The organism is Massilimicrobiota sp. An142, from assembly GCF_002160725.1.
GTDB classification, from domain to species: Bacteria; Bacillota_I; Bacilli_A; order Erysipelotrichales; family Coprobacillaceae; genus Allocoprobacillus; species Allocoprobacillus merdigallinarum.
In genome coordinates this window covers 40,837-60,153 of the sequence record NZ_NFLD01000005.1, presented here as the reverse complement: position 1 = coordinate 60,153, position 19,317 = coordinate 40,837, and the positions used below count along the sequence as shown (strand labels likewise).

The window sequence follows — 19,317 nt, the reverse complement described above, 5'->3', positions numbered from 1 at the left end:
CGCTTGAAATTTTCTTTACGCTTCAATAGGCTTCATTCTTTTCTTGTCTGAATATGAATATCCAAGTTTATTTGTTTTCCTTTGAAGCAAAGGACAGCTTTTGTGTATCTTGGCATCGCTTAGACGATGCGTAAAGAGTCTTTTCTTTGCTCTTTCATCCCTCCAAAAGCTATCCGTATATGTATTACGGATGATTTCTTTCTTGCGAGCCATGTGCTTGTAATCATTACGAAGCTTTGTAGCTCTGTCGTGTCTTTTTCTCATATAAGACATAAAATCACCTCAATAGAATTTATGGAGATTTCTGCTGGAATCGAACCAGCTTGACAGGAGTTGCAGTCCTGCGCATAACCAATCTGCCAAGAAACCATGGCACCTCCAAGACGACTCGAACATCTGCTTTCGGTTTTGGAGACCGACGTTCTACCAACTAAACTATGGAGATATTTGAAGATGATACTGGTTTTCTATCATCAATAATGTCATAGTATAGTGAAGATGATAGTTCCCTGCTACCATCTTCTATTATAGTGGCTCCTGATATTAGGATTACCACTATCATTTTATCATGAATTGCTAATTTTGAAATTTTTTTGGCATCGGGAGAAGGATTCGAACCTCCACTGACATGGTTCAGAGCCATGCGCATTACCATTATGCTATCCCGATATAAAACAGACGTACATACCTCAACAAGCTGCTCCTCGTTTGCTTTCATTGCATAAAAGAAGGACTCTGTGACCTCCAACCATGGCATCAACTACAGAATATATCACCATATGTTTTTCTTCTCTGGATTTTTCTACCATGGAGCCTGTGCCTCGACATTTGCATCACCAGAAGGATTTCCCTTTCCTTGTTACCCGGATAGGAAAGCCTTGTCCGCACAGCCAATTTACAAACGGCATTGTTCATCTTGGAACCACTTTATGTTATATCTCAATCGAGTTTCTATAATGGGAATTCCACCCACCATGAAGCAAGTGTGCCTTATCCCGTTGAAAGGATTTTCAGCCATATGTCTGTTTCTTGTGATGATATTAGCGCGACCCACCAGCAACCACGAGGAGGTTTCATCACAATGCTGGCATAAAGAGAAAACTGTAAGTATAAAACTACAAGTATTTTTCTCCTTTGATTTCTTCACCATTATACATGGCTGTGTAATACAAAACTTTTGTGTTAGGAACATAATATGCTTTTACATCTTTCACTTTTGTTAAAGGGACATTCTTCATTTTTAAAGAGTCTTTAACATGATTGACTAATTCTTCATATGTTACATTCAATTCATTTGTCTGAATTTCTAGTTTCATTTTCATCTTCTATCACCTCCGATAATACATAAATAAATTCCTCATTATATTTGTCTGATTGAATAAGATTTTTGATAGCTTCTTCTTTGCTCATGGCTTTCTTATAGCATCTGTTTACAGTCATAGCGTCAAAACTATCAAGAATTCCTACCATTTGAGCGATAAGAGGGATTTGCTTATAACCATAAGGATATCCGCTCCCATCAAGTCTTTCATGATGATATAAACATGATTCCTTGCATAATTCTATCAACTCCCTTTCTTCTTTATTCAAAGATGTGTTGTTGAAAGCTTTTTGCAAGTCTTCATATCCTAAAATGCAATGACGTTTCACACATTCATATTCATCATCCGTCAACTGAGTTGTTTTTTCTAAAATATAATCTGGAATATGTTTTTTCCCTATATCATGAACAGCAACAATCATAGGGAAGTTCTCGATAAACACATGTGACATTGTGACATCACACTTCTCTTGTATTCCTTTTATAAAATCTTTCGCATATTGATTAAGAGATTGAGAATGTTCTGTTGGTACAGTGTTTATCATAGATTCAAGTCTCTGATAAACAAAATCTCTTATCATCTTAATACCTCACTGGTCTGCCTGAATGGAATCGAACCACCATCTCAGAGTTCGTAGCTCTGCGTCCTATCCATTGGACTACAGACAGATAAATATATATGATAGCCTTTCTCTTATACTTGGTTATTGGTGCATCTTTCAGCTTGAGTTTTTCCCATCCTCAATAGGAGTAGAGTCTTGACGGATTTTTTCTAGAATTATCCATCATTCACATTGGCTATTCTCTCTCATCTTCAAGTCCTTTCATCATATTGACTTCATCAGCGTGTTTCCATCCTCTTTCCTTCGTCTTTTCTCTACACATTGGACAGGAGCAATGAATTTTGCCTTTTGAAAGACGGTGCGACTTTCCTTTCGTGTATCCGTAGTAAGAGCCAAGTTTTTCATTGTTTTTACATTCACCATTGCCCGCATCATAAACATTCTTTAATATTTTTTCTTTTCTTTTGATATGAACACATGCTTCATGTCGAATATCTTCTTTTGAATGACGTTTTTGAGTATATGACAAGAATATCACCCCACAAAATTCCTATATTCCTCTCCATGAATTCTTTTTCTTTTGGCTCTTTTATTTCTAAAATATTGTCGAGACTGACGAGTCTGAGATTTCCAGCATTTATCAACATGGATGAATTTATCGTCAAACAGGTCTGGCAAATTCCTTGCATTTCTTTTAGAACGTTCTTGGATAGGCCATCCGTTTTCCTGATAGTATCTTTTCTCCTCTTTAGATAACTGCTGTCTTTTTTCATTTGTTGTTTGAGGATTTCGCCAATAGTAGCGTAGAGATGGATAATAACGACCAATATCGAAATGTTGTGCTGTTTCCTTACGCCTTCTAATATTTTCCTCAATATAATCACTGATATAGTTATTCATATCTATAGGATAGCCCATTTCATTGACTACCTTATATTGTACAACTTCTATTTCATATATTTCATGGACAGGGAAATCATCATCTGATTTGGCAAATGGAATATATTTAAGCGCTTTAGGAGACACAAAGCATCCTGCAACATTCTTCCTAAACCATTCCATATCTTCATACTTTTCAGGATTGAATTCATCACAGATAAGATTCCATTCTGTTGTCCACCAAAATCGAGGATAATTGTGAGCTTTTAAATAGGATGGTTTATAAGGAAAAGGATAATCAATATCAAAAAGATAATAACAACTCGCTTCTGATTGATACTTCCTTTTCAACGACCAAGTGCGTTTATATATTTTACATTGCACTTACATCACCCCCCTACCCTCCAAAGGCAACAATATAAATGTCTTTTCTATCTACATCACTGAATTCCTTGAATTGTCTTATATTAATCCAGTTATTGATGATGGTACATAGAATATTTCTATGGTAGGACATATCTTCATAATCAGTCCAGTGATAGTAAAAATATTCCCTTTGTTTATCTAATGACAATCTATCAAATTCGCTCTTGCAGATAACAAGTGGATGCCCATCGACAGATTCTTCATCATTTTCCAAATATTCTTCTATGTCATATTCGAAATGATTAATTTCCATATCTCTTTGTAGAGTTTGATATATATAAGCTTCTTTATGGCTTCTGTCTGGAATGGAATCTATGTCTGGTAATTGGAAAAGGTAACCAAATCTGGCTTCATCTTCCTCATCACCTTCGTTTGGTAAATGGATACCATATTTATCTAGGTCATTAACGTATTGTCCATAATCTAAGAAACCGTATGAGAAGCTACGGGTATGATAATATATGGGAAGGGGTTTGCCAGAGATATCATAGTATCCAGCATACTTATACTTATTATCCTTTTTAATAAAAACATAATAATCATAATAAGTTGACAAATCTATCACCCCATTTGAGTATTTTGGCAGCAGAAGAAGGGTTCGAACCTTCAAATGCAGGAGTCAAAGTCCTGTGCGTCTACCAATTTCGCCATTCTGCTATAAAAGAAAAGACCTAACAGCGCTCCTATGGAGTTACCCAATGGACTGTTGACCATTAACTTATTCAATGATATTCAAATAGAGGTTAATAGCCTCAAGAATTCTGGTTTGTCTTTTACCTACTCTTATCCTTTGTTCGGTATTTGACAGCGATGTTTTTTCTTTTGACGGTTCACATCAAACCACTTTTACCTATACAGGACGGAAATATATTGTCAATCCGGCTGTCGTCAGATTTTTTATTCCCATACGATTTCTTGTTCAAGCTGCCCCAAACCTCGCACTTGAAACTCAGACCAACAAGGCATTAGCTAGATGCTTTCGGTTTTGGAATAGTGTCGCAAAAAAGCTTACAGTTCCTCACCGTGGTCCTTTCCAATATAGATTTTTCTCAGAGAATCCTTAACTCTGGCATCCGGTCTGGAGTCGAACCAAACTTCCCCAGCACTAACGGCTGTGTCTTTACCATATAAGCTACAGATGATATAAATGGTAGGAACGGCAAGACTCGAACTTACATCGCACGATTATCGGTCGTGTACACTCACCTTTGTGCTACGCTCCTAGATTTTTGGTGGAAAATATGGGATTCGAACCCATCTGATGTTCTGTGTGCAAAACAGATGACCACTCCAAGCAGTCCCATTTCCCATTTATGGTGGTTTCGACTGGAATTGAACCAATACTGCCGTGGTCTTCGGCCACGCGCTCTACCTATTGAGCTACGAAACCGTGGCGCCGAACACAGGATTCGAACCTGCAAGCGGTTGCCCGCCCAGAGTTTTCAAGACTCCTTCCTCACCACCCGGACATTCGGCGTTTTTTGGCGGTGCATAGGGGAATCGAACCCCTATCTCATGATAGACAGTCAAGCATACTAACCATTATACGAATGCACCATTGGTTGCAGGGGCAAGATTTGAACTTGCGACCTTCGGGGAATGAGCCCGACGAGCTACCAAACTGCTCTACCCCGCGATATTGAATTGGTACGCCCTAAAGGAGTCGAACCTTTGACATCACGCTTAGAAGGCGCGTGCTCTTTCCTCTGAGCTAAGGACGTATATGGCGGAAAGCAGAGTAATCGAAACTCATGGGTGTCATACCCACACAACGCTTAGCAGGCGTGTTCCAAAACCTCTTGGATTTACTTTCCATTTATGGAGCGGGTGATGGGAATCGAACCCACGTATTCAGCTTGGAAGGCTGACATTCTAGCCGTTGAATCACACCCGCAAAATATGGTACCCAAAGCCAGACTCGAACTGGCACGGAATTATTTTCCTCTGGATTTTAAGTCCAGTGTGTCTACCTGATTTCACCATTTGGGCATTTGAAATGGTGGGGAGGGGCGGATTCGAACCACCGGTGTTTCTAACGTGCCTGATTTACAGTCAGGTGCCATCGCCACTAGGCATACCTCCCCGTATATGGTGCCACCAGAAGGAATCGAACCTCCAACCTCCTGATTACAAGTCAGTTGCACTGCCAGTTGTGCTATGGTGGCATATATGGCTGGAAAGATGGGATTTGAACCCATGCCCTCACGCTCCCAAAGCGTGCGCCCTACCAAACTGAGCTACTTTCCAATATATGGTGTGAAGTACGAGAATCGAACTCGCATAACTGGGGCCACAGTCCAGCGCTTTACCATTAAGCTAACCTCACCATCTTTATATGGTGGACATTGAAGGACTTGAACCTCCGACCAATCGCTTATGAGGCGATGGCTCTAACCACCTGAGCTAAATGTCCACTTTAGGGCTAAGCCCTAATAACAATACATAATACATAGTCTATATAATTATTAGATTCTGAACATCATCGGACTTGAACCGATATCATAAAGGGTAATTAGCCCTTTGCATTACCATTATGCTAGATGTCCATTTTTGGTGACCTGTGTGAGACTTGAACTCAACATTGCAACCGTGAAAGGGTTGTGTCCTAACCTTTAGACGAACAGGCCATGGCTGGCGAGGTGGGACTTGAACCCACGACCCATCGGTTAACAGCCGATTGCGCTAACCAACTACGCTACTCACCAATATTGTTTGTCACAAAAAATGTATATTTGGTGGTCCCTACAGGATTCGAACCTGTAACCATGATTTATCAACACAAAGTGTTGACATACATCACGTACTTAACTTTCTTTATTTGATGTAGTGATGTATAACAGTCATCTACTCTACCTACTGAGCTAAAGGACCATGTAGGGATATGATTATCCCTGTTTTAGCTTTATTTCTAATATGGCATTTGAACACCACTGGACTTGAACCAGTATCATGAAGGGCGCTGAACCCTACGCATTTCCATTATGCTAGATGTTCATATAATTTCATATATTCACTCTTTACAAGCATTGGAGTGATATTGGTGTCCTCGAAGGGATTCGAACCCTTACGCATAAGCACATGGGTCTAAGCCATGCATGTCTACCTGTTCCATCACGAGGACGTTTTTCAAAATAAAAACTTCTTGTGACCAAGAAGCAACAAATTAAGAAATATTGAAAAGTCTATCACAAATCGTCTTAATATGTTCTCTCCTTTCATCACTGTACACACATTATATCATATAAATGATATTGTGTCAATAATTATATCATAATATTTGTTTTAAGATAAAATAGAGTGATTCTTATCACTCTATTCCATACACTCCATTCTTTCAACTTCCGCATTCACTGCTTTCTTTACAGCTTCATTGATGGTCATATCTTCATCCAAGACATCAGCAATGATAGCTTCAATCGCATATCTGTCATCGATGATATGCTCAGCAGCACAAGCCGTTTCCATATCACCATATCCATATCTTTCTAATTTTTTTCTAATTGCTCTCATTAATTTTGATTCACCAATATAACTCATAATTCTTTCTTCCTTTCTTGCTCCAGTTGGCCAGACTAGAGTTTGTTTAATTTTCTTTTTTGATTGTAAAAAGCCTTATCAAGCAACCAGACTGGTGCTTTTTGATTGATAGCTTTATAATATCTATCAATCTGTCCTGGTCTTGCTATCAAGACCGTACATAACTTAAATGTCCATGCATTGACAATGATGATATATCCATCTGTTGTAATGAGATGAATTTCTGGTCCGTCAAAATGACCTCTGTCAACACTAAATGATTTGAGAACATGCATGGAAGCAATGTCTCCAACATAAGACATTCTTTTCTCTCTACCTTTTTCCTGTGAGTGGATTGAGTATGATATGCTACTCAAATCCACAAAAACACGGTTTTTCTTTATGACCATCATCTCAATCCCTCCTTTCAAGATAGGTCATTATTTAAATCTAATTGTAATAATAAGAAATAGAATAATTGCTTCAATCAATAGAAAACAAGAAGCACTATATCCAGTGTTTACGTTAGCTGTTAAAAAAGCTAACATTAATTTCCAGATACAATAGAAGTTTACTCCAATGAACATTGGAGTCATGAAAGTCAAAGCAACATGATTCCATTTGATTTTTTTTAATGTTTTCATCTTTTCTCCTTTCCACGTTTTCCTTTTCCCTCCAAAAAGAAAAAAGAGATTACTTCAATGTAATCTCCGGAAATCGTTTATCTATACAAATGTATTATAACATAAACTAAGTGCATTTAGTAAAATCCTAAATTTAGGAATATAAGAAAAGGTGGGTTTATTCCTCCCACCATTTATAGTCTTTTATTTCATCTGACACTTCTATTTTTCGTTCAGGTAATCTATTAAACTGAAATTTCTTTTTAGAAAACCATTCTGGGACATCATCAGCTTGTTTTTCCTCTACTTTTAGTTCATTAAGCAAGAAAGTAATAAAACAATTGATGGCTGAATCAGGGGTTTTAAATTGATAATGGCTAGTTTCAATTCTATCTAAAATCTTCAAACACACTTCTTCAACTTTATTTTTTTCATTCATCTTCTGTAAGATTTCATATAACCTTTCTGTTGTGAATAGTTCTTGTGAAGTATTGAGATAGAATCGTTTATATATACGAAGTTTATCAAAGCATGCAGTTAAGTAATCTTTTTCTTCTAAAAGAATATGTGAAGTATTTATAATGTTATTAATATAATTAATTAATTCTATTAATTTTTCATTATAATTATTTTCTGTTTTGTTTGTATAAGTATAATTTATATGACTTTCTTTTCTTTCAGGAGATGTCAATTCTTTCTTTTCATTCGTGACTAATTTTTCTTCCTCTACTGACATTTCTTTGTTTTTATCTTGTATGTCATGACAATTTTTTTCTTTAGGGTTGTCATTTATGACAATATTTTCTTTTGGTATTGTATACTCAGACATTTTTTTCTTTTCGTCTTGTATGCACTCTAAACAGATATCATATAGTTCTTTTTTGATATGTAACTTTCCATTTTCATACGCAGAATAAGTCTGCTGAGTAATATCTACATTTCTTTCTCTTAATAAAGAGATTAGTCTTGTCTGTGTAAGTCCTGCGTCTTTTCTATAGTCGTGAAGTTTTACACCTATTTTTAATGGATTCAGTATTAACTCATCTTTGTCTTGTTTTGTTGTCTTCTCTATAAATGCTTTTTTCTCTTTCGCTGTCTTACATTTCTTATATTCAGCAGTTCTATCTGTATAATGAGACAGCTTTAATGGATAATATCTGATATCTTCAGTGAAAGTTTTATACTCTAACAACAATCCACATACCATCAAGAGGTATCTTGCCTCACGTATTGTCGGCTTTGTTAGATTTAGTTTTTTTATCTGTATGTCCATGTTCTCCTGAAAATAAATCCTTTTGTTAGAATCTACAAAGTAATTCATTTGACTAAGAGTTAAAGTATCTAGAAAAACTGTATAGACCATCTTGGCATTCAGTGTTAAGTTTTTATAAGTATCTTCAAAGAATTCTCTTGGGAACTGATAAAATTTTAATCCCTCTAAATCATTTTCGTTAAAGAAATGTTCACTTTCAGAAGCTTTCAGTACATTCACAAGATAGATTTTGTTATATGTTAGAGTTTTTTGGATTTTGATGAGATTTGCTTCTTCGAGTTTTTTTCTAGCTCTGATACAAGTCCTTGAAGTGATGTAAAGTTTGTCAACAACATCATCATCAGTAAAAATGATATATCGTCCTATCTCGTCATGATATTGGCTTATTGTATATCTGTGTAGATATAAGGAATAAATCAGTTTCTCTGTGACACTTAACTTCATAAAGCGTTCGTCAGAAAACAAGAACTTTGGTACAAAAAGAAAGGAATTGACTATTTTGTCTTCATATTTATAATATTTGTCCATAAATATTTATCCTCCTTTCTTTTTTTTAAAATAAAAATGCATGTACGAAGTCACGACCTATTTGTTGGGTAAATAAGGCGATACACAGCATCACCATTGAATAATGGTCATGCCTTCATACATGCACTTTTCATAATTTTTAATTTGTACGCAAAAGCATTATCAATGCATAACTATAATACATCTTTGATATGTAAAAATCAAGATGTTTTAGCTTGTTTTCATTGAAAATTTTGCTGTGTTTTGTTTTTTATTTACCCAATAACTATTATAAACGACTTCTTTTCATTTTTCAACAAAAAAAGGACTCATTAGAGTCCTAAGAATTTTTAAAGCTAGGATGTTGTGTGAGATTAGCCGCTTCGATAATGATTGCTTTTCCTGTGTTAGTTTTCATTTCTTTGATATATCTTAAACGAATCCTTTCCCCTTTCCTACTTACATACTTGTTAAATCCCACATATGTCTGGTTGTTTTGAAAGTATTTGTTAAGAAGTTCAAAGAGTTTAATTTTCACTTCATAATCAAAGCTGTTTGTGCAGTAAGGACATTGAAAATTGACATTTCTATATCCATTGACCATCTTCATGGTCATATCTTTCATTTTTCTAATATCTTCACATTCCTTCGCTTCTTTTATATGACAAGGGCAAATAAGAATGATTTGTCCCCAGTCTTCTAACTGTCCATTATCCATTGAACTATGCTTTTTCTACTGTGATGTTGAATACTGCTAATTCAGATTCGCCAACCTGTTCATCTAAGAACACTGGAGCATCTAATTTTAAAGGGACAGTTTTGTGAACTCTAGCAATAACTTTCATTGTGTTAGCAATGGCTCTATTTCCCATAGCTTTGATTGTTACCGGGTCGTTTCCTTCTAACAATCTTGTTAATGAAGTGCTACATTTACTTACATAAGCTGTCACTTCTCTTGCTTCTCCGTCTACTCTTTCAATACCACTTCCAATCTTCATAATTTTATTCATTTGTAAATCCTCCGTAGCCTTTGCTACATAAATAATTTTGATGTATCTGTATTTGCCTAAAACAAATCTGACATCTCAATCATTATATCATTTCATTTTCAAGTTGTGTAAAATCGTATTTTTACTGATTGAACAGATGTCCCACTATTAAAGAGGCATTGTCTTCGCCACCTTTATCATTTATTTCTGTTAAGATTTGATTCACTCCTTCCTGAATATTGGATGCTTCTCCAAGGATAGAAATGACTTCATCAGGATTTAGATAACGATAGACACCGTCTGTACTTAAAATAAAGATATCTTTTTCCTGTAATTCTCCAAACAGCATGATATCAGCTGAGACATCTGGAAAGACTCCTATTGCACTTGTTAACATACTTCTGCCAGGATGAATATAGAAATCCCTTTCTTCTATCTCTCCTCTTTGCAGAGCTTCATAGGCATCTGAATAGATTCTGTTGATTCTTTGAAGTTTACCATTGCGTATCAATTGCAATTCAGTATTCCCTGTACTGGCAAACATCATTTTTTGTGTTGTCTTAGAAATGATAACAACTGCCAATGATGCATAGATGTTTCTATATTTTTCAGAGATAGCATTAATTGACAGAAATGACTGCGATACTATAAACATGCCAAAATCCATCGAATCTCTAATATCCTGTAAAGAGGAATAAGGTGTAATGATTTTTTGTAGATAGTTGAACATGATGTTTATGGCAAGCTGACCAGTATTGATGTCCCCTGCCTGTCCTCCATTACCATCAGCAATCATCAGTATGTAATAATCTTCTAATTCACTCATAAAGATAGCATCTTCCTGTTTATCACATTGGCATTGTGCTGTATTTCCATAAAAATAAATCTGTTTCATTTCATCACCTCTTTTGTTATTGGTGTAGTGACAAAAACTCATTTCCATGACTTTCTCAAGTTTTTATCCTTACACTATTGTATCAACTATTCATCAATCTGAGGAAAATCGAATTGAAGCCTATGTATGATAAAATAAAGTGTGGAGGTGATACAGGTGAATAAAAAGTTTTTTGCAGGTGCTTTATCTCTATTCATGATAGCCCCTACCCCTGTCTTTGCTACAAACCACCTAGAAAGTTCGCAGACAAATGCAACACAATCTGCCGAGGAAAGATTCAAGTCAGAAGATAATAGCAATGAGGCAAGAAAGGAACAACCTTTTGATATACAAGAAGAAGCTTATTCTCTATTTGGAGAAGCTAAACAGAATTTTCAAAATCTTCAGGCACAATACGGGTCTTTAGATGAAGAAACAAATGCAGGCAAAGGATTTCAAGCGTATTTGAAAAGTATTCAGGCAGATAAAGAAAATCAGGCTTTACAAAATGAAATCAATCAGATAGCTCAAGGCTATTATACAGTTAACGCAAATACGAGTACTATGAATAGTCTTGCTGATGCAGTTGGAGGAGTCAGTGATGAAGAAAAAGCTAAAGAACTAGAACAACAGGAAGCTAGTCAAAAAGAGGAAGAAGACAGCATACTGAAAATCGAGGATGGTAATGAGACATTTGCTGAGGCTTTTGGTGATGAAAGCTTAGCCAGTAAAGATGATTATAATGCCATCAAAGACCAACAGAAACAACAATCATTAACAGATAAGGAAAGTCAATCAAAAGAATTTGGAGGGAGTCTATCCAAAAGTGAGGAAAATGCACAAAACAATGCATCCGATACAGCTTCAAAGCAACAAGCGAATCAACAAGCAATAGATAAAAAGAATAATGAGATGAAGAATGATAAAAATTCATCAACAGCACAAAATAACAATAATATTGCTAATAGCAAACAAAATAATTCTGCCTTTGGCTCTGCTGCAGCGAAACAAAATACAACAATTCAAAAGAACTATAATACATTAAGAAAACAGATAATTTCAGCACAGAAAGCTATTAGTTCCGCTGGTAATTCAGCTAGCACATCTAAAAGCTATCAGAATAAAGTCAAGAATATTATTAAGTCAGTGAAATAGTTATGAAAATATCAAGATTATTCAAGGCTGTGATTTGCTTACTTCTCTGTTTTTCTCTTCTAGGATGTAAGCAAAGTATAGATTCCAGCAAAACAATGGATTATAGTGAAGTCGAATTAAGTAATGTTCAAAGCGATTATGAATTGATTCAAAAAGCAGAAGATATTTATGAAACAAATATGAAAAAAGCAGATACGAATACTCAAAAACAGGTTGTGACTGTTAAGTATTTGGATGATGTTTATCAGATTGCATCAAATCGAGTTAACCTAGATTTAGAAATATTAGATGCCTTTTCTGATAAGTATATGGATTATGTGGCAACAATGCAGGCATATTCAGAAGTATATCTTGAAGAAAGAAATGAATTAGTTAGCAATAGCAAACTAACCTCTATTTCGGCCGCCAAAGATACAGATTCTGGAAAGATGCTAGAGGTATTACAAGGAACAGTCAAAACTTTCAGTAAATAAAAAAAAAGAGGTCCCCAATAAGGGGACTTTTTCGTTTATATGAAATAAATATTTCCATCTTGTAGATAAGTATCATGAACTGTTAAGTGTTTAGCATTGTTAATGAATGTGGCAAGTTTATAGCCTTCATAGCGTCGTGTTGTTATCTTCCCTTCTGTTTCAAAGAATTTCTCTTCATTCATATACCAAATCCCATCAACAATCTCAACATATACTTCATAACTTGTTTTCAGATTCTTTTCCTTCTTTATCTGAGCTAATAACTTCTTAAACTTGATGCTTTGAAGGTTTTTCAGCTCTTCATTGGTTAAGACGTATTGTTGAGAAGATGATGGAAGTTCATAGGTGTTGTACTCCTCATTTCTATTCATTGCTACAGCTAAGATGTTTTCATCATCATATAACACAAGATTATCCACACCAATACCTGGTACATTCTTTTCAATGCTGATATACGCTTCTTCACCTTGCCAATTGGCAAATAAAGTCATCAAGCTATGAGGAATATATCCCATTGGTTTAGACAATGAAGGTAACTGTATATAGATGTCAGTAATTCCATTTGTTTTCCAGATATAAGAATTATCTTCTTCTATTACCAACGAGGAATCCTTTAAAAAACTGATATAACTCAAATCCATGTTAATGGAGCTAAGAATATCAAACTGTTTAAAGTTACAATTATTGAGATGACATCCTTTTTCTTTTGGAACCAGAGGAGATACTTTTATTCCCTTCTCTACTCCAATGATTTCTTCTTCTCCTGTCTTTTTTGTTTGAATATGCAATCCATCATTCCCAATTGTAAACACATGTCTGCTTCCATGAATCTTTTTATACTTACCTAGGAAATCTCTGAGGTCGAAATAGACATCCTGGCTACATTCTGTTTGTATCTTGTGAGATTCTTGAAAGCTGTTGATGATGATGTGAATCCACTCACCTGTACAAAGGATAATTCCTGTCTTAAAGGATATCTTTTCATATTTCTCTAGGAAGTTGAAATCTTTCTTTTTATACATTTATACCTCCTTGTAGTTTCCTTTATCTTTGGGCTCTATTTTTTTATTGATTGCAAACATATCAGTCTTATCCTTGTAACGGTCTATATATTCATAGACTTTAGAAAGAGTCTGGAGAGGATGGCTTTCCATGTATATCATTATTTCCTCTGGTAATTTGACCTTACCATAAAAATAATTGGCTAATTCTTCTGTTGTTAGGGTTTCGGCAAAGTTAGGATTTTGAACCTTTAACCAGGCAAGATATGATTGCACATATCCAGCAAGTTCATTTCCTATTGGGGAGTTTTGTTGGGTTTTTGATGGAGTCTGTTCAGTCTTTTGTCTTTGCTTTTGGACTCGTTCTTTTAATCCCATTATTTATCTGCCTTCACTGTGACTTTAAATTTCTCTTCAATTGAGATTCCATCAATTAATCCATCTTTTGCCTCTGGTAATTTTGTGACAGTCTTTGAAATCTTTAAATATTTATTTCGCCAGTCTTTATTCTTTGCTAATTCAACAATCAGTTTGTCTTCATCTGTGATGTTAACTTCCTTTTCTCTCACAACTTTGACAGTTCCAATATGTGGAAAATGCATACTTCTTTCACTCATTTTCTCATCTTCAAGCATTACCTTTCCAATTTCCTGATATAATTCTTCATTCGTTTCTGCCAGAGTTTTTAACTCATTTTTAGCCTCGGTTAAAAATGGTTTCATCTCTTTGCTTGAAACAGTAAGTACAGTTAAGATATCATTCAAGCTTAATCCAGAATCCTTTAACAACTGAATACTTTCCTTGAACTCATCAGATAATTCTTCTGTCTGATTATTAACCTCGTACTTATATAACATCTTATTAAAAGCTTTTTTATTGACATCTGTGTCTTTTATCTTCTTTTCATTGTCCTTATAAGCATCCAGTCTACCTAGCACTTCTTTATATAATTTATCATATTCCATAAGTATCCTCCTTCTGTTCTATTTGATATTGACTATGGCCCTTGTAAGTGACAAGCAGAGCCATTGCATCACTTTCATCATCACTTCGAAAATGATATTGATATACCTCTTCTAATCTTCCTCTCACTTCTTCCTTTTTTGCATTACCCTTGTCTGCTATAGCTTTTTTAATGTTTGATGGTGGTATTGATATGAATGGTGTATCCAGAAAATATCCCATCAAAAATCCGTGGAGTTTGAGAAGAATTTGAGAAGATTGATTATATCCAGGGCGAATGAATATACCCTCAACACACACCAAATCAATCCTGTATTTCTCTTCAAGCTTATCTAGATATTCCTTGATGACTCCTATCTTGACCTTTTCATAATCTGTCAAAGACATACAGGGTGGTCTTTGGAATCTTTTGAGGTTGATTGAGTCCATCATCACCCTTCCATCTTCCAACAAGATAGCAACTCCTGTGTTTGTAGAGGAGACGTCTAAAAAAAGTTGGATTGATGGGAGTTTTTTGATGGATTTCGTTTCACGTGAAACTTTTTTTAGGCTAATACGAAACACCTCCGATTAAATAAAAAAGAGATGCCAGAGCATCCCTTTTCTATCGTTTATTTAGCTCTAAGCTTTTTCATATTCTTTGACTGCAGCTTCTAAGATAGCTTGTGTCGTATCACTATCTTTTTGTGGCCAATAATATGGCATTTTTTGCCACTCACCATTAGAATCTTTATAATTACGACCTGGATATGCTAAATAGTAATTACCATCTTTACTTTGATGTAATTCTAAGTTTTGAAGCGCCATAGGTCTTGATGTTTCAATAATAGCGTCTCCAAGCTGACCTTTAAAGTTGCCTTTTTCTACAACTTGTGATACCTTTACATCATTTTCATCAATAGTGACATCTTCGTCTCCTTCAAAAAACTTTGTAAAAGCTGATAACAAGTTATTGACAATGATGGTTCTTGTTTCTTTGTCAATAGGGTGAATATGGTCATAATATTTACCATCTTTACCTTTTTGAGATTGGAATAGAATTCCATAAATAGAATCGTCACCATCTTCTTTTTCAGTAAATGTTACTTTTGTAGATACAGGATAACCTGATACTGTTGCATTAAAGAATGCTTTAAGTGATGGATTCTTTTCAAATTCTACTTTTCTCATTCTTACATCTACTGTTTTAGTTCCTTTTGTTTCTTGTGATTCTGTTTTAGCTTTTGCTCTACCTCTTAAACTTGGCATTAAATTTTCCTCCTTCAAATAAAAAAGAGATTCACAGCTACATGAATCTCTTCTCGTATAATATTTACACATAAAGTATATCATATATTTTCTTTAATGTGCGAAAGTTAATCATGTTTATTTAGCAAGATAATAAGTGAATTTTAGATTTGGTCACTAGTGACCAAATTCTTTTCATCTTCTATAATCCAATGCTTGTCAGCTAATTCTTTTAAGCTTTCTTTTCTGACAACCACATTGATAGGCTGTTCTTTTAAACCTAGAGAAATTGTAGGATAAGCTTTTTGATTCACTGTACCTTTAACTACGTTCATTTCTTTATTGAATCTTACAACTCCCCTACCCTCTAAATCCTGTTTTCTGATTTCCTTGACAACACTATCAAGATTCTGTCCTAACTCTTTTTGAATGAATGACTTCAGTTTTTCTTTTTCTATTAACAACGCTTCTGTTTCTATCACGTTATTGACTGTCATAATTCTTTTTCCTAATCTGTAATTTCTTTCAGCTCCTTTCACTGTGTGATAGACAATCAGATAATGTGTTGTTTCTAGTTTTGGATTAATCAGCCATCCCACCTGATTTGTTGATACATTACCACTTATTTCAAAGCAAAATGTATTTAATTGAGATGCGATAGCCTTGACATCGACATTGATACTATCATTACCTATGCTTCCTATAGCATCAATACCTTTTAATTGTCTTGCTCTATCATGAACGATTTCTCTAATATTCATGTCCTTGAATATCTGAGTGTTCTCTAGATAGTGCATAGATGTTTCTTCAAAACATTTATCTCCAAGATAGTTAGATTTCTTTGCATTATTTAGACACTTCTGTTTTAATCCCATTTATCAGATATTGATAATTGGAAGTTGTTGATATTCCTTTCTTAAAACTTCAAAAATTCTAAATAATGCTTCTACGTCTTGGATTGCTCTATGGGCTGAATATGTAAAATGACAATATTCATTTGCCAATGTTTCCTGTTTATAATCTTGGACTACCCCCCTTTCCTTTAATTTTAGATTCCTTGCCATTTTGAGGGTGTCTAGTGTTCTATGGAATGGCATTTGCTGTCTGTATTTTTTGCATGCTGCGTTTAACATTCTGTTATCGAACGCGTCAATGTTATGACCGACACAGACGTCTGTATTCTTTGAGTGGACCCATTCGATAAACTCCTTCAGTACACTTTCTTCAGACTCCTTGTCCTTTAACATATCATTTGTAATGTTTGTTACTTGAGTGATTCTCTGATTGATGAAAATTCCAGGGTTGCATAATTTATCAAACCCATCCACAACCTTTCCATCCTCTACATAAATAGCTCCAATTTCTATGATATGGTCACTATCCTTAAATCCTGATGTTTCAAGGTCATACATGATATATCTTTCTAGATTTGTGTTTGTAGATTCTTGAAAGGTGCAGATGGGAAAGCGACTGCATCTTAATTCATTGTCCTCGTCTAGTAATGCACCGCAGACTGGACATTTCTTTTTCTTCATTGTATTCCTCCTTTAATTTTACAAAAAAAGAGACATGCCGATGACATGTCTCCATTCGTATTAGATTACGTATCTATTGTATCATATTCTTCTTTGTGATGGATAAATTAGGTGTTTGATGAAAGTGACTTTAAGAGGACTTCTTCCTTATACAATAAGAATAATAACTTTAAGTTTTATCCTATTTCTTATTGGTTTTTTGATAGTTTTTAATTGGTTTTCCCTCTTTTTCCTTAAAAATACTATTTTCTTGATAAATATGCGATTTATCGTATTTTTTTACTGTTTTTCCAATACGAGTCTATCTATATCCCTCATTATCCTATTCTTAGGCTCATATGAACCCTTCCACATTCTTTCCAAACCCTTCCATCAATTTAACCCTTTCAACCCCATCTAAAGTCTATCATCATCCAAACTTTTACAATTCAATATCATTAGGCTTTTGATAGAGTTTTGATGGTGTATTAAGATTCTTTGCACATCCCTCCTACTTCTATCATTATCTTATTCAACTGATATCGTTATCTTTTTGTTTTGAAAAGAGTTTAGATGGTGTTACATTGGTATTTGATAATTTTATACCAAGTACATTTAATCTCCTCATATTCTTTTTATCTTCTATTAAAACTATTTCTATGCGATAAGATTTTTATATTCAGAATGGGAGATGAATGGAATTTATGAGGGGTTGTTCTTTTTATAACAAAAGCTATACTTTATATGAATTGAGATTGAAGGGATTATGATAGAGTGTTGATAGGATTTTCTTTTTTGATAAAATAATAATTTTTATATGTCATAGCTAAATACTATCCATCATCTATCAAAATCCATTATCTCTACTAACCCTATCTTATATAAAAGCTCTGAAAGAAGCTTGAAAGATTATTGATAGAATTCTTCTATGACTCAAGTTATACTTTAGCAATAATTTAGCTGGATATTATCCTTCCCAAAATCTAAATTTAACTTTTCATAATGTAATGAGTTCTTGAATGAGTTTGGATAGGGTTTAGATTGGTACAAGGTGTAGATATTTGGATATGAAAAGAGTCATTTTAGAATGAGGGAAGAAGATAGATTCTTTTATAATTCTTTTCTATTCCTTCAACTCCTGATTCGTTCTGAAGGAATTGTAAAAGATTATGAAAGGTTTTTAATCACGACTTTTGTAAAGAAATATCACAGCATCTATTTAAAACCTTGCTATATTCAATTCATCATACTTTATACGTATAGGATATTTGATAGATTATAAATAGGATTGATTATGTACAATTGTAAAGTCTATGATTAGTTTTTTTATAGATATACTATTTCAATTCTATCAATATCCTTTTATAAAGCATTACTTTATTTATGGGGAATTGGATAGGATATGAATAGGTGTGGATTCTTTTTGTATAGGGTAATAATTAGCACAGAAGCGACTTCTTTCTATCCATATTCTATCATCACTCTACAACGTTACTGGATATCAACTAAAGTATAGCTTGAGCTTGTAGGGAATAGATAGGGGAATGATAGGATTTCATCTCTTTTCTTTTGTGAAGAAGTAGAGACGAGTGTTTATATACAATCCTAATAAAACTCTATCTCAATCCTCGTCATATATGATGTGGTATGGATATGATAAGATAAAGGATAGAGAAAAAGATATCGACAGATATGGTGAGAATATGAATTGTGAGGATGAAGGAGGTTGGATAGAAGATAAATAGGGGTTGAATACATAATGAGTCTAAATGAATAAGCTATTCAAATTCTATCTAAATACATTTGAATTAATGGGAGATGAGTAGGGTTTGAATGGGACGAGAATAGGGGGGTATTATTGATAGATGATTATAGAAACTAAAGAAAAATGGAATAAAACGTATAAAAAACCAAAGAAATATAGAGAAGAGAAAAATACTAAAAAAAACCTATCGAAAAACCTTATAAAACAATAAAAAATCGTCCTAGAATATAAAGTTATAATTTATATGA

22 protein-coding genes and 23 tRNA genes are annotated in these 19,317 nt (G+C 34.4%); 2 read left to right on the top strand and 43 right to left on the bottom strand.

The window, feature by feature from the left end; translation table 11 throughout:
• Window positions 1–15: 15 nt before the first annotated feature.
• The 36 genes from B5E87_RS03500 to B5E87_RS03335 form a co-directional block, all read right to left on the bottom strand.
• Window positions 16–264: a hypothetical protein gene (locus B5E87_RS03500; RefSeq protein ID WP_143746874.1), complete on the bottom strand. Its 249-nt coding sequence runs from the start codon at window positions 262–264 to the stop codon at window positions 16–18.
• Window positions 265–295: 31 nt separating this feature from the next.
• Window positions 296–369: transfer RNA gene (locus B5E87_RS03495), tRNA-Cys, on the bottom strand.
• A 1-nt stretch (window position 370) separates the two neighbouring features.
• Window positions 371–445, bottom strand: a tRNA-Trp gene (locus B5E87_RS03490).
• Window positions 446–594: 149 nt separating this feature from the next.
• Window positions 595–669: transfer RNA gene (locus B5E87_RS03485), tRNA-Gln, on the bottom strand.
• Between the two features lie 446 nt (window positions 670–1,115).
• A complete protein-coding gene (locus B5E87_RS03480; protein WP_087243541.1) occupies window positions 1,116–1,322 on the bottom strand; it encodes a hypothetical protein in 207 nt (68 codons plus the stop codon).
• Complete coding sequence (locus tag B5E87_RS03475; RefSeq protein WP_087243540.1) at window positions 1,291–1,902, bottom strand: HD-GYP domain-containing protein; 612 nt, start codon at window positions 1,900–1,902, stop codon at window positions 1,291–1,293. Before B5E87_RS03475 ends, B5E87_RS03480 begins: the two co-directional genes overlap by 32 nt.
• A 13-nt stretch (window positions 1,903–1,915) precedes the next feature.
• Window positions 1,916–1,990, bottom strand: a tRNA-Arg gene (locus B5E87_RS03470).
• Window positions 1,991–2,119: 129 nt separating this feature from the next.
• Window positions 2,120–2,413, bottom strand: coding sequence for a hypothetical protein (locus B5E87_RS03465; protein WP_087243539.1), 294 nt, complete (start codon window positions 2,411–2,413; stop codon window positions 2,120–2,122).
• A gap of 5 nt (window positions 2,414–2,418) precedes the next feature.
• On the bottom strand, window positions 2,419–3,147 hold the full coding sequence (locus B5E87_RS03460; RefSeq protein ID WP_087243538.1) for a hypothetical protein: 729 nt from the start codon (window positions 3,145–3,147) through the stop codon (window positions 2,419–2,421).
• Window positions 3,148–3,160: 13 nt separating this feature from the next.
• Window positions 3,161–3,745, bottom strand: coding sequence for a hypothetical protein (locus B5E87_RS03455; protein ID WP_087243537.1), 585 nt, complete (start codon window positions 3,743–3,745; stop codon window positions 3,161–3,163).
• 24 nt (window positions 3,746–3,769) lie between these two features.
• Window positions 3,770–3,846, bottom strand: a tRNA-Gln gene (locus B5E87_RS03450).
• 491 nt (window positions 3,847–4,337) lie between these two features.
• Window positions 4,338–4,412 (bottom strand) — tRNA-Ile (locus tag B5E87_RS03445).
• Window positions 4,413–4,419: 7 nt separating this feature from the next.
• A tRNA-Ala gene (locus B5E87_RS14975) sits at window positions 4,420–4,498 on the bottom strand.
• 5 nt (window positions 4,499–4,503) lie between these two features.
• Window positions 4,504–4,579: transfer RNA gene (locus B5E87_RS03440), tRNA-Phe, on the bottom strand.
• Between the two features lies 1 nt (window position 4,580).
• Window positions 4,581–4,665, bottom strand: a tRNA-Ser gene (locus B5E87_RS03435).
• Between the two features lie 6 nt (window positions 4,666–4,671).
• Window positions 4,672–4,746, bottom strand: a tRNA-Asp gene (locus tag B5E87_RS03430).
• A 2-nt stretch (window positions 4,747–4,748) separates the two neighbouring features.
• A tRNA-Met gene (locus B5E87_RS03425) sits at window positions 4,749–4,825 on the bottom strand.
• A gap of 9 nt (window positions 4,826–4,834) precedes the next feature.
• Window positions 4,835–4,910 (bottom strand) — tRNA-Arg (locus B5E87_RS03420).
• Between the two features lie 98 nt (window positions 4,911–5,008).
• Window positions 5,009–5,083: transfer RNA gene (locus tag B5E87_RS03415), tRNA-Gly, on the bottom strand.
• A 6-nt stretch (window positions 5,084–5,089) separates the two neighbouring features.
• Window positions 5,090–5,178, bottom strand: a tRNA-Leu gene (locus tag B5E87_RS03410).
• Between the two features lie 8 nt (window positions 5,179–5,186).
• Window positions 5,187–5,273 (bottom strand) — tRNA-Tyr (locus B5E87_RS03405).
• Between the two features lie 5 nt (window positions 5,274–5,278).
• Window positions 5,279–5,354: transfer RNA gene (locus tag B5E87_RS03400), tRNA-Thr, on the bottom strand.
• A gap of 5 nt (window positions 5,355–5,359) precedes the next feature.
• Window positions 5,360–5,436, bottom strand: a tRNA-Pro gene (locus B5E87_RS03395).
• A 5-nt stretch (window positions 5,437–5,441) separates the two neighbouring features.
• Window positions 5,442–5,515, bottom strand: a tRNA-His gene (locus tag B5E87_RS03390).
• A 10-nt stretch (window positions 5,516–5,525) separates the two neighbouring features.
• A tRNA-Ile gene (locus B5E87_RS03385) sits at window positions 5,526–5,602 on the bottom strand.
• A 138-nt stretch (window positions 5,603–5,740) separates the two neighbouring features.
• A tRNA-Glu gene (locus B5E87_RS03380) sits at window positions 5,741–5,816 on the bottom strand.
• 1 nt (window position 5,817) lies between these two features.
• Window positions 5,818–5,894, bottom strand: a tRNA-Asn gene (locus tag B5E87_RS03375).
• Between the two features lie 28 nt (window positions 5,895–5,922).
• Window positions 5,923–6,060 (bottom strand) — tRNA-OTHER (locus tag B5E87_RS14970).
• A gap of 167 nt (window positions 6,061–6,227) precedes the next feature.
• Window positions 6,228–6,310: transfer RNA gene (locus B5E87_RS03370), tRNA-Leu, on the bottom strand.
• A 191-nt stretch (window positions 6,311–6,501) separates the two neighbouring features.
• Window positions 6,502–6,726: a hypothetical protein gene (locus tag B5E87_RS03365; protein WP_087243536.1), complete on the bottom strand. Its 225-nt coding sequence runs from the start codon at window positions 6,724–6,726 to the stop codon at window positions 6,502–6,504.
• Between the two features lie 35 nt (window positions 6,727–6,761).
• Window positions 6,762–7,118, bottom strand: coding sequence for a hypothetical protein (locus tag B5E87_RS03360; RefSeq protein ID WP_087243535.1), 357 nt, complete (start codon window positions 7,116–7,118; stop codon window positions 6,762–6,764).
• A gap of 27 nt (window positions 7,119–7,145) precedes the next feature.
• Window positions 7,146–7,349 (bottom strand): hypothetical protein, encoded by a 204-nt coding sequence (locus B5E87_RS03355; protein ID WP_087243534.1) that lies wholly within the window; start codon window positions 7,347–7,349, stop codon window positions 7,146–7,148.
• 157 nt (window positions 7,350–7,506) lie between these two features.
• Window positions 7,507–9,129, bottom strand: a complete 1,623-nt coding sequence (locus B5E87_RS03350) for a replication initiator protein A (protein ID WP_087243533.1) — start codon at window positions 9,127–9,129, stop codon at window positions 7,507–7,509.
• A 319-nt stretch (window positions 9,130–9,448) separates the two neighbouring features.
• Window positions 9,449–9,826 carry a hypothetical protein gene (locus B5E87_RS03345; RefSeq protein WP_087243532.1) on the bottom strand — a complete coding sequence of 126 codons (378 nt, stop codon included), beginning with the start codon at window positions 9,824–9,826 and terminating at the stop codon, window positions 9,449–9,451.
• Window positions 9,827–9,830: 4 nt separating this feature from the next.
• Complete coding sequence (locus B5E87_RS03340; protein WP_087243531.1) at window positions 9,831–10,118, bottom strand: hypothetical protein; 288 nt, start codon at window positions 10,116–10,118, stop codon at window positions 9,831–9,833.
• 121 nt (window positions 10,119–10,239) lie between these two features.
• Window positions 10,240–10,992 (bottom strand): PP2C family protein-serine/threonine phosphatase, encoded by a 753-nt coding sequence (locus B5E87_RS03335; RefSeq protein WP_087243530.1) that lies wholly within the window; start codon window positions 10,990–10,992, stop codon window positions 10,240–10,242.
• Window positions 10,993–11,148: 156 nt separating this feature from the next.
• On the opposite strand from B5E87_RS03335, the gene B5E87_RS03330 reads away from it, so the two are divergent.
• Together B5E87_RS03330 and B5E87_RS03325 are read left to right on the top strand one after the other, a co-directional pair.
• Window positions 11,149–12,126 (top strand): hypothetical protein, encoded by a 978-nt coding sequence (locus B5E87_RS03330; protein WP_087243529.1) that lies wholly within the window; start codon window positions 11,149–11,151, stop codon window positions 12,124–12,126.
• 2 nt (window positions 12,127–12,128) lie between these two features.
• Entirely contained in the window at window positions 12,129–12,599 is a 471-nt protein-coding gene (locus B5E87_RS03325) for a hypothetical protein (protein ID WP_087243528.1), read from the top strand.
• A 35-nt stretch (window positions 12,600–12,634) separates the two neighbouring features.
• Here B5E87_RS03325 and B5E87_RS03320 read toward each other — a convergent pair whose 3' ends face one another.
• The 7 genes from B5E87_RS03320 to B5E87_RS03290 all read right to left on the bottom strand — a co-directional run bounded on the left by B5E87_RS03320 (window position 12,635) and on the right by B5E87_RS03290 (window position 17,325).
• Window positions 12,635–13,621: a hypothetical protein gene (locus B5E87_RS03320; RefSeq protein WP_087243527.1), complete on the bottom strand. Its 987-nt coding sequence runs from the start codon at window positions 13,619–13,621 to the stop codon at window positions 12,635–12,637.
• Window positions 13,622–13,978 carry a hypothetical protein gene (locus tag B5E87_RS03315; protein WP_087243526.1) on the bottom strand — a complete coding sequence of 119 codons (357 nt, stop codon included), beginning with the start codon at window positions 13,976–13,978 and terminating at the stop codon, window positions 13,622–13,624. It lies immediately after the preceding gene.
• A complete protein-coding gene (locus B5E87_RS03310) occupies window positions 13,978–14,565 on the bottom strand; it encodes a hypothetical protein (RefSeq protein WP_087243525.1) in 588 nt (195 codons plus the stop codon). Before B5E87_RS03310 ends, B5E87_RS03315 begins: the two co-directional genes overlap by 1 nt.
• Window positions 14,555–15,016, bottom strand: a complete 462-nt coding sequence (locus tag B5E87_RS03305; protein WP_241147121.1) for a crossover junction endodeoxyribonuclease RuvC — start codon at window positions 15,014–15,016, stop codon at window positions 14,555–14,557. Before B5E87_RS03305 ends, B5E87_RS03310 begins: the two co-directional genes overlap by 11 nt.
• A gap of 168 nt (window positions 15,017–15,184) precedes the next feature.
• Entirely contained in the window at window positions 15,185–15,811 is a 627-nt protein-coding gene (locus tag B5E87_RS03300) for a hypothetical protein (RefSeq protein ID WP_087243524.1), read from the bottom strand.
• A 143-nt stretch (window positions 15,812–15,954) separates the two neighbouring features.
• Window positions 15,955–16,665, bottom strand: a complete 711-nt coding sequence (locus B5E87_RS03295; protein ID WP_087243523.1) for a hypothetical protein — start codon at window positions 16,663–16,665, stop codon at window positions 15,955–15,957.
• A 3-nt stretch (window positions 16,666–16,668) separates the two neighbouring features.
• Window positions 16,669–17,325: a 3'-5' exonuclease gene (locus B5E87_RS03290; protein WP_087243522.1), complete on the bottom strand. Its 657-nt coding sequence runs from the start codon at window positions 17,323–17,325 to the stop codon at window positions 16,669–16,671.
• Window positions 17,326–19,317: the final 1,992 nt, after the last annotated feature.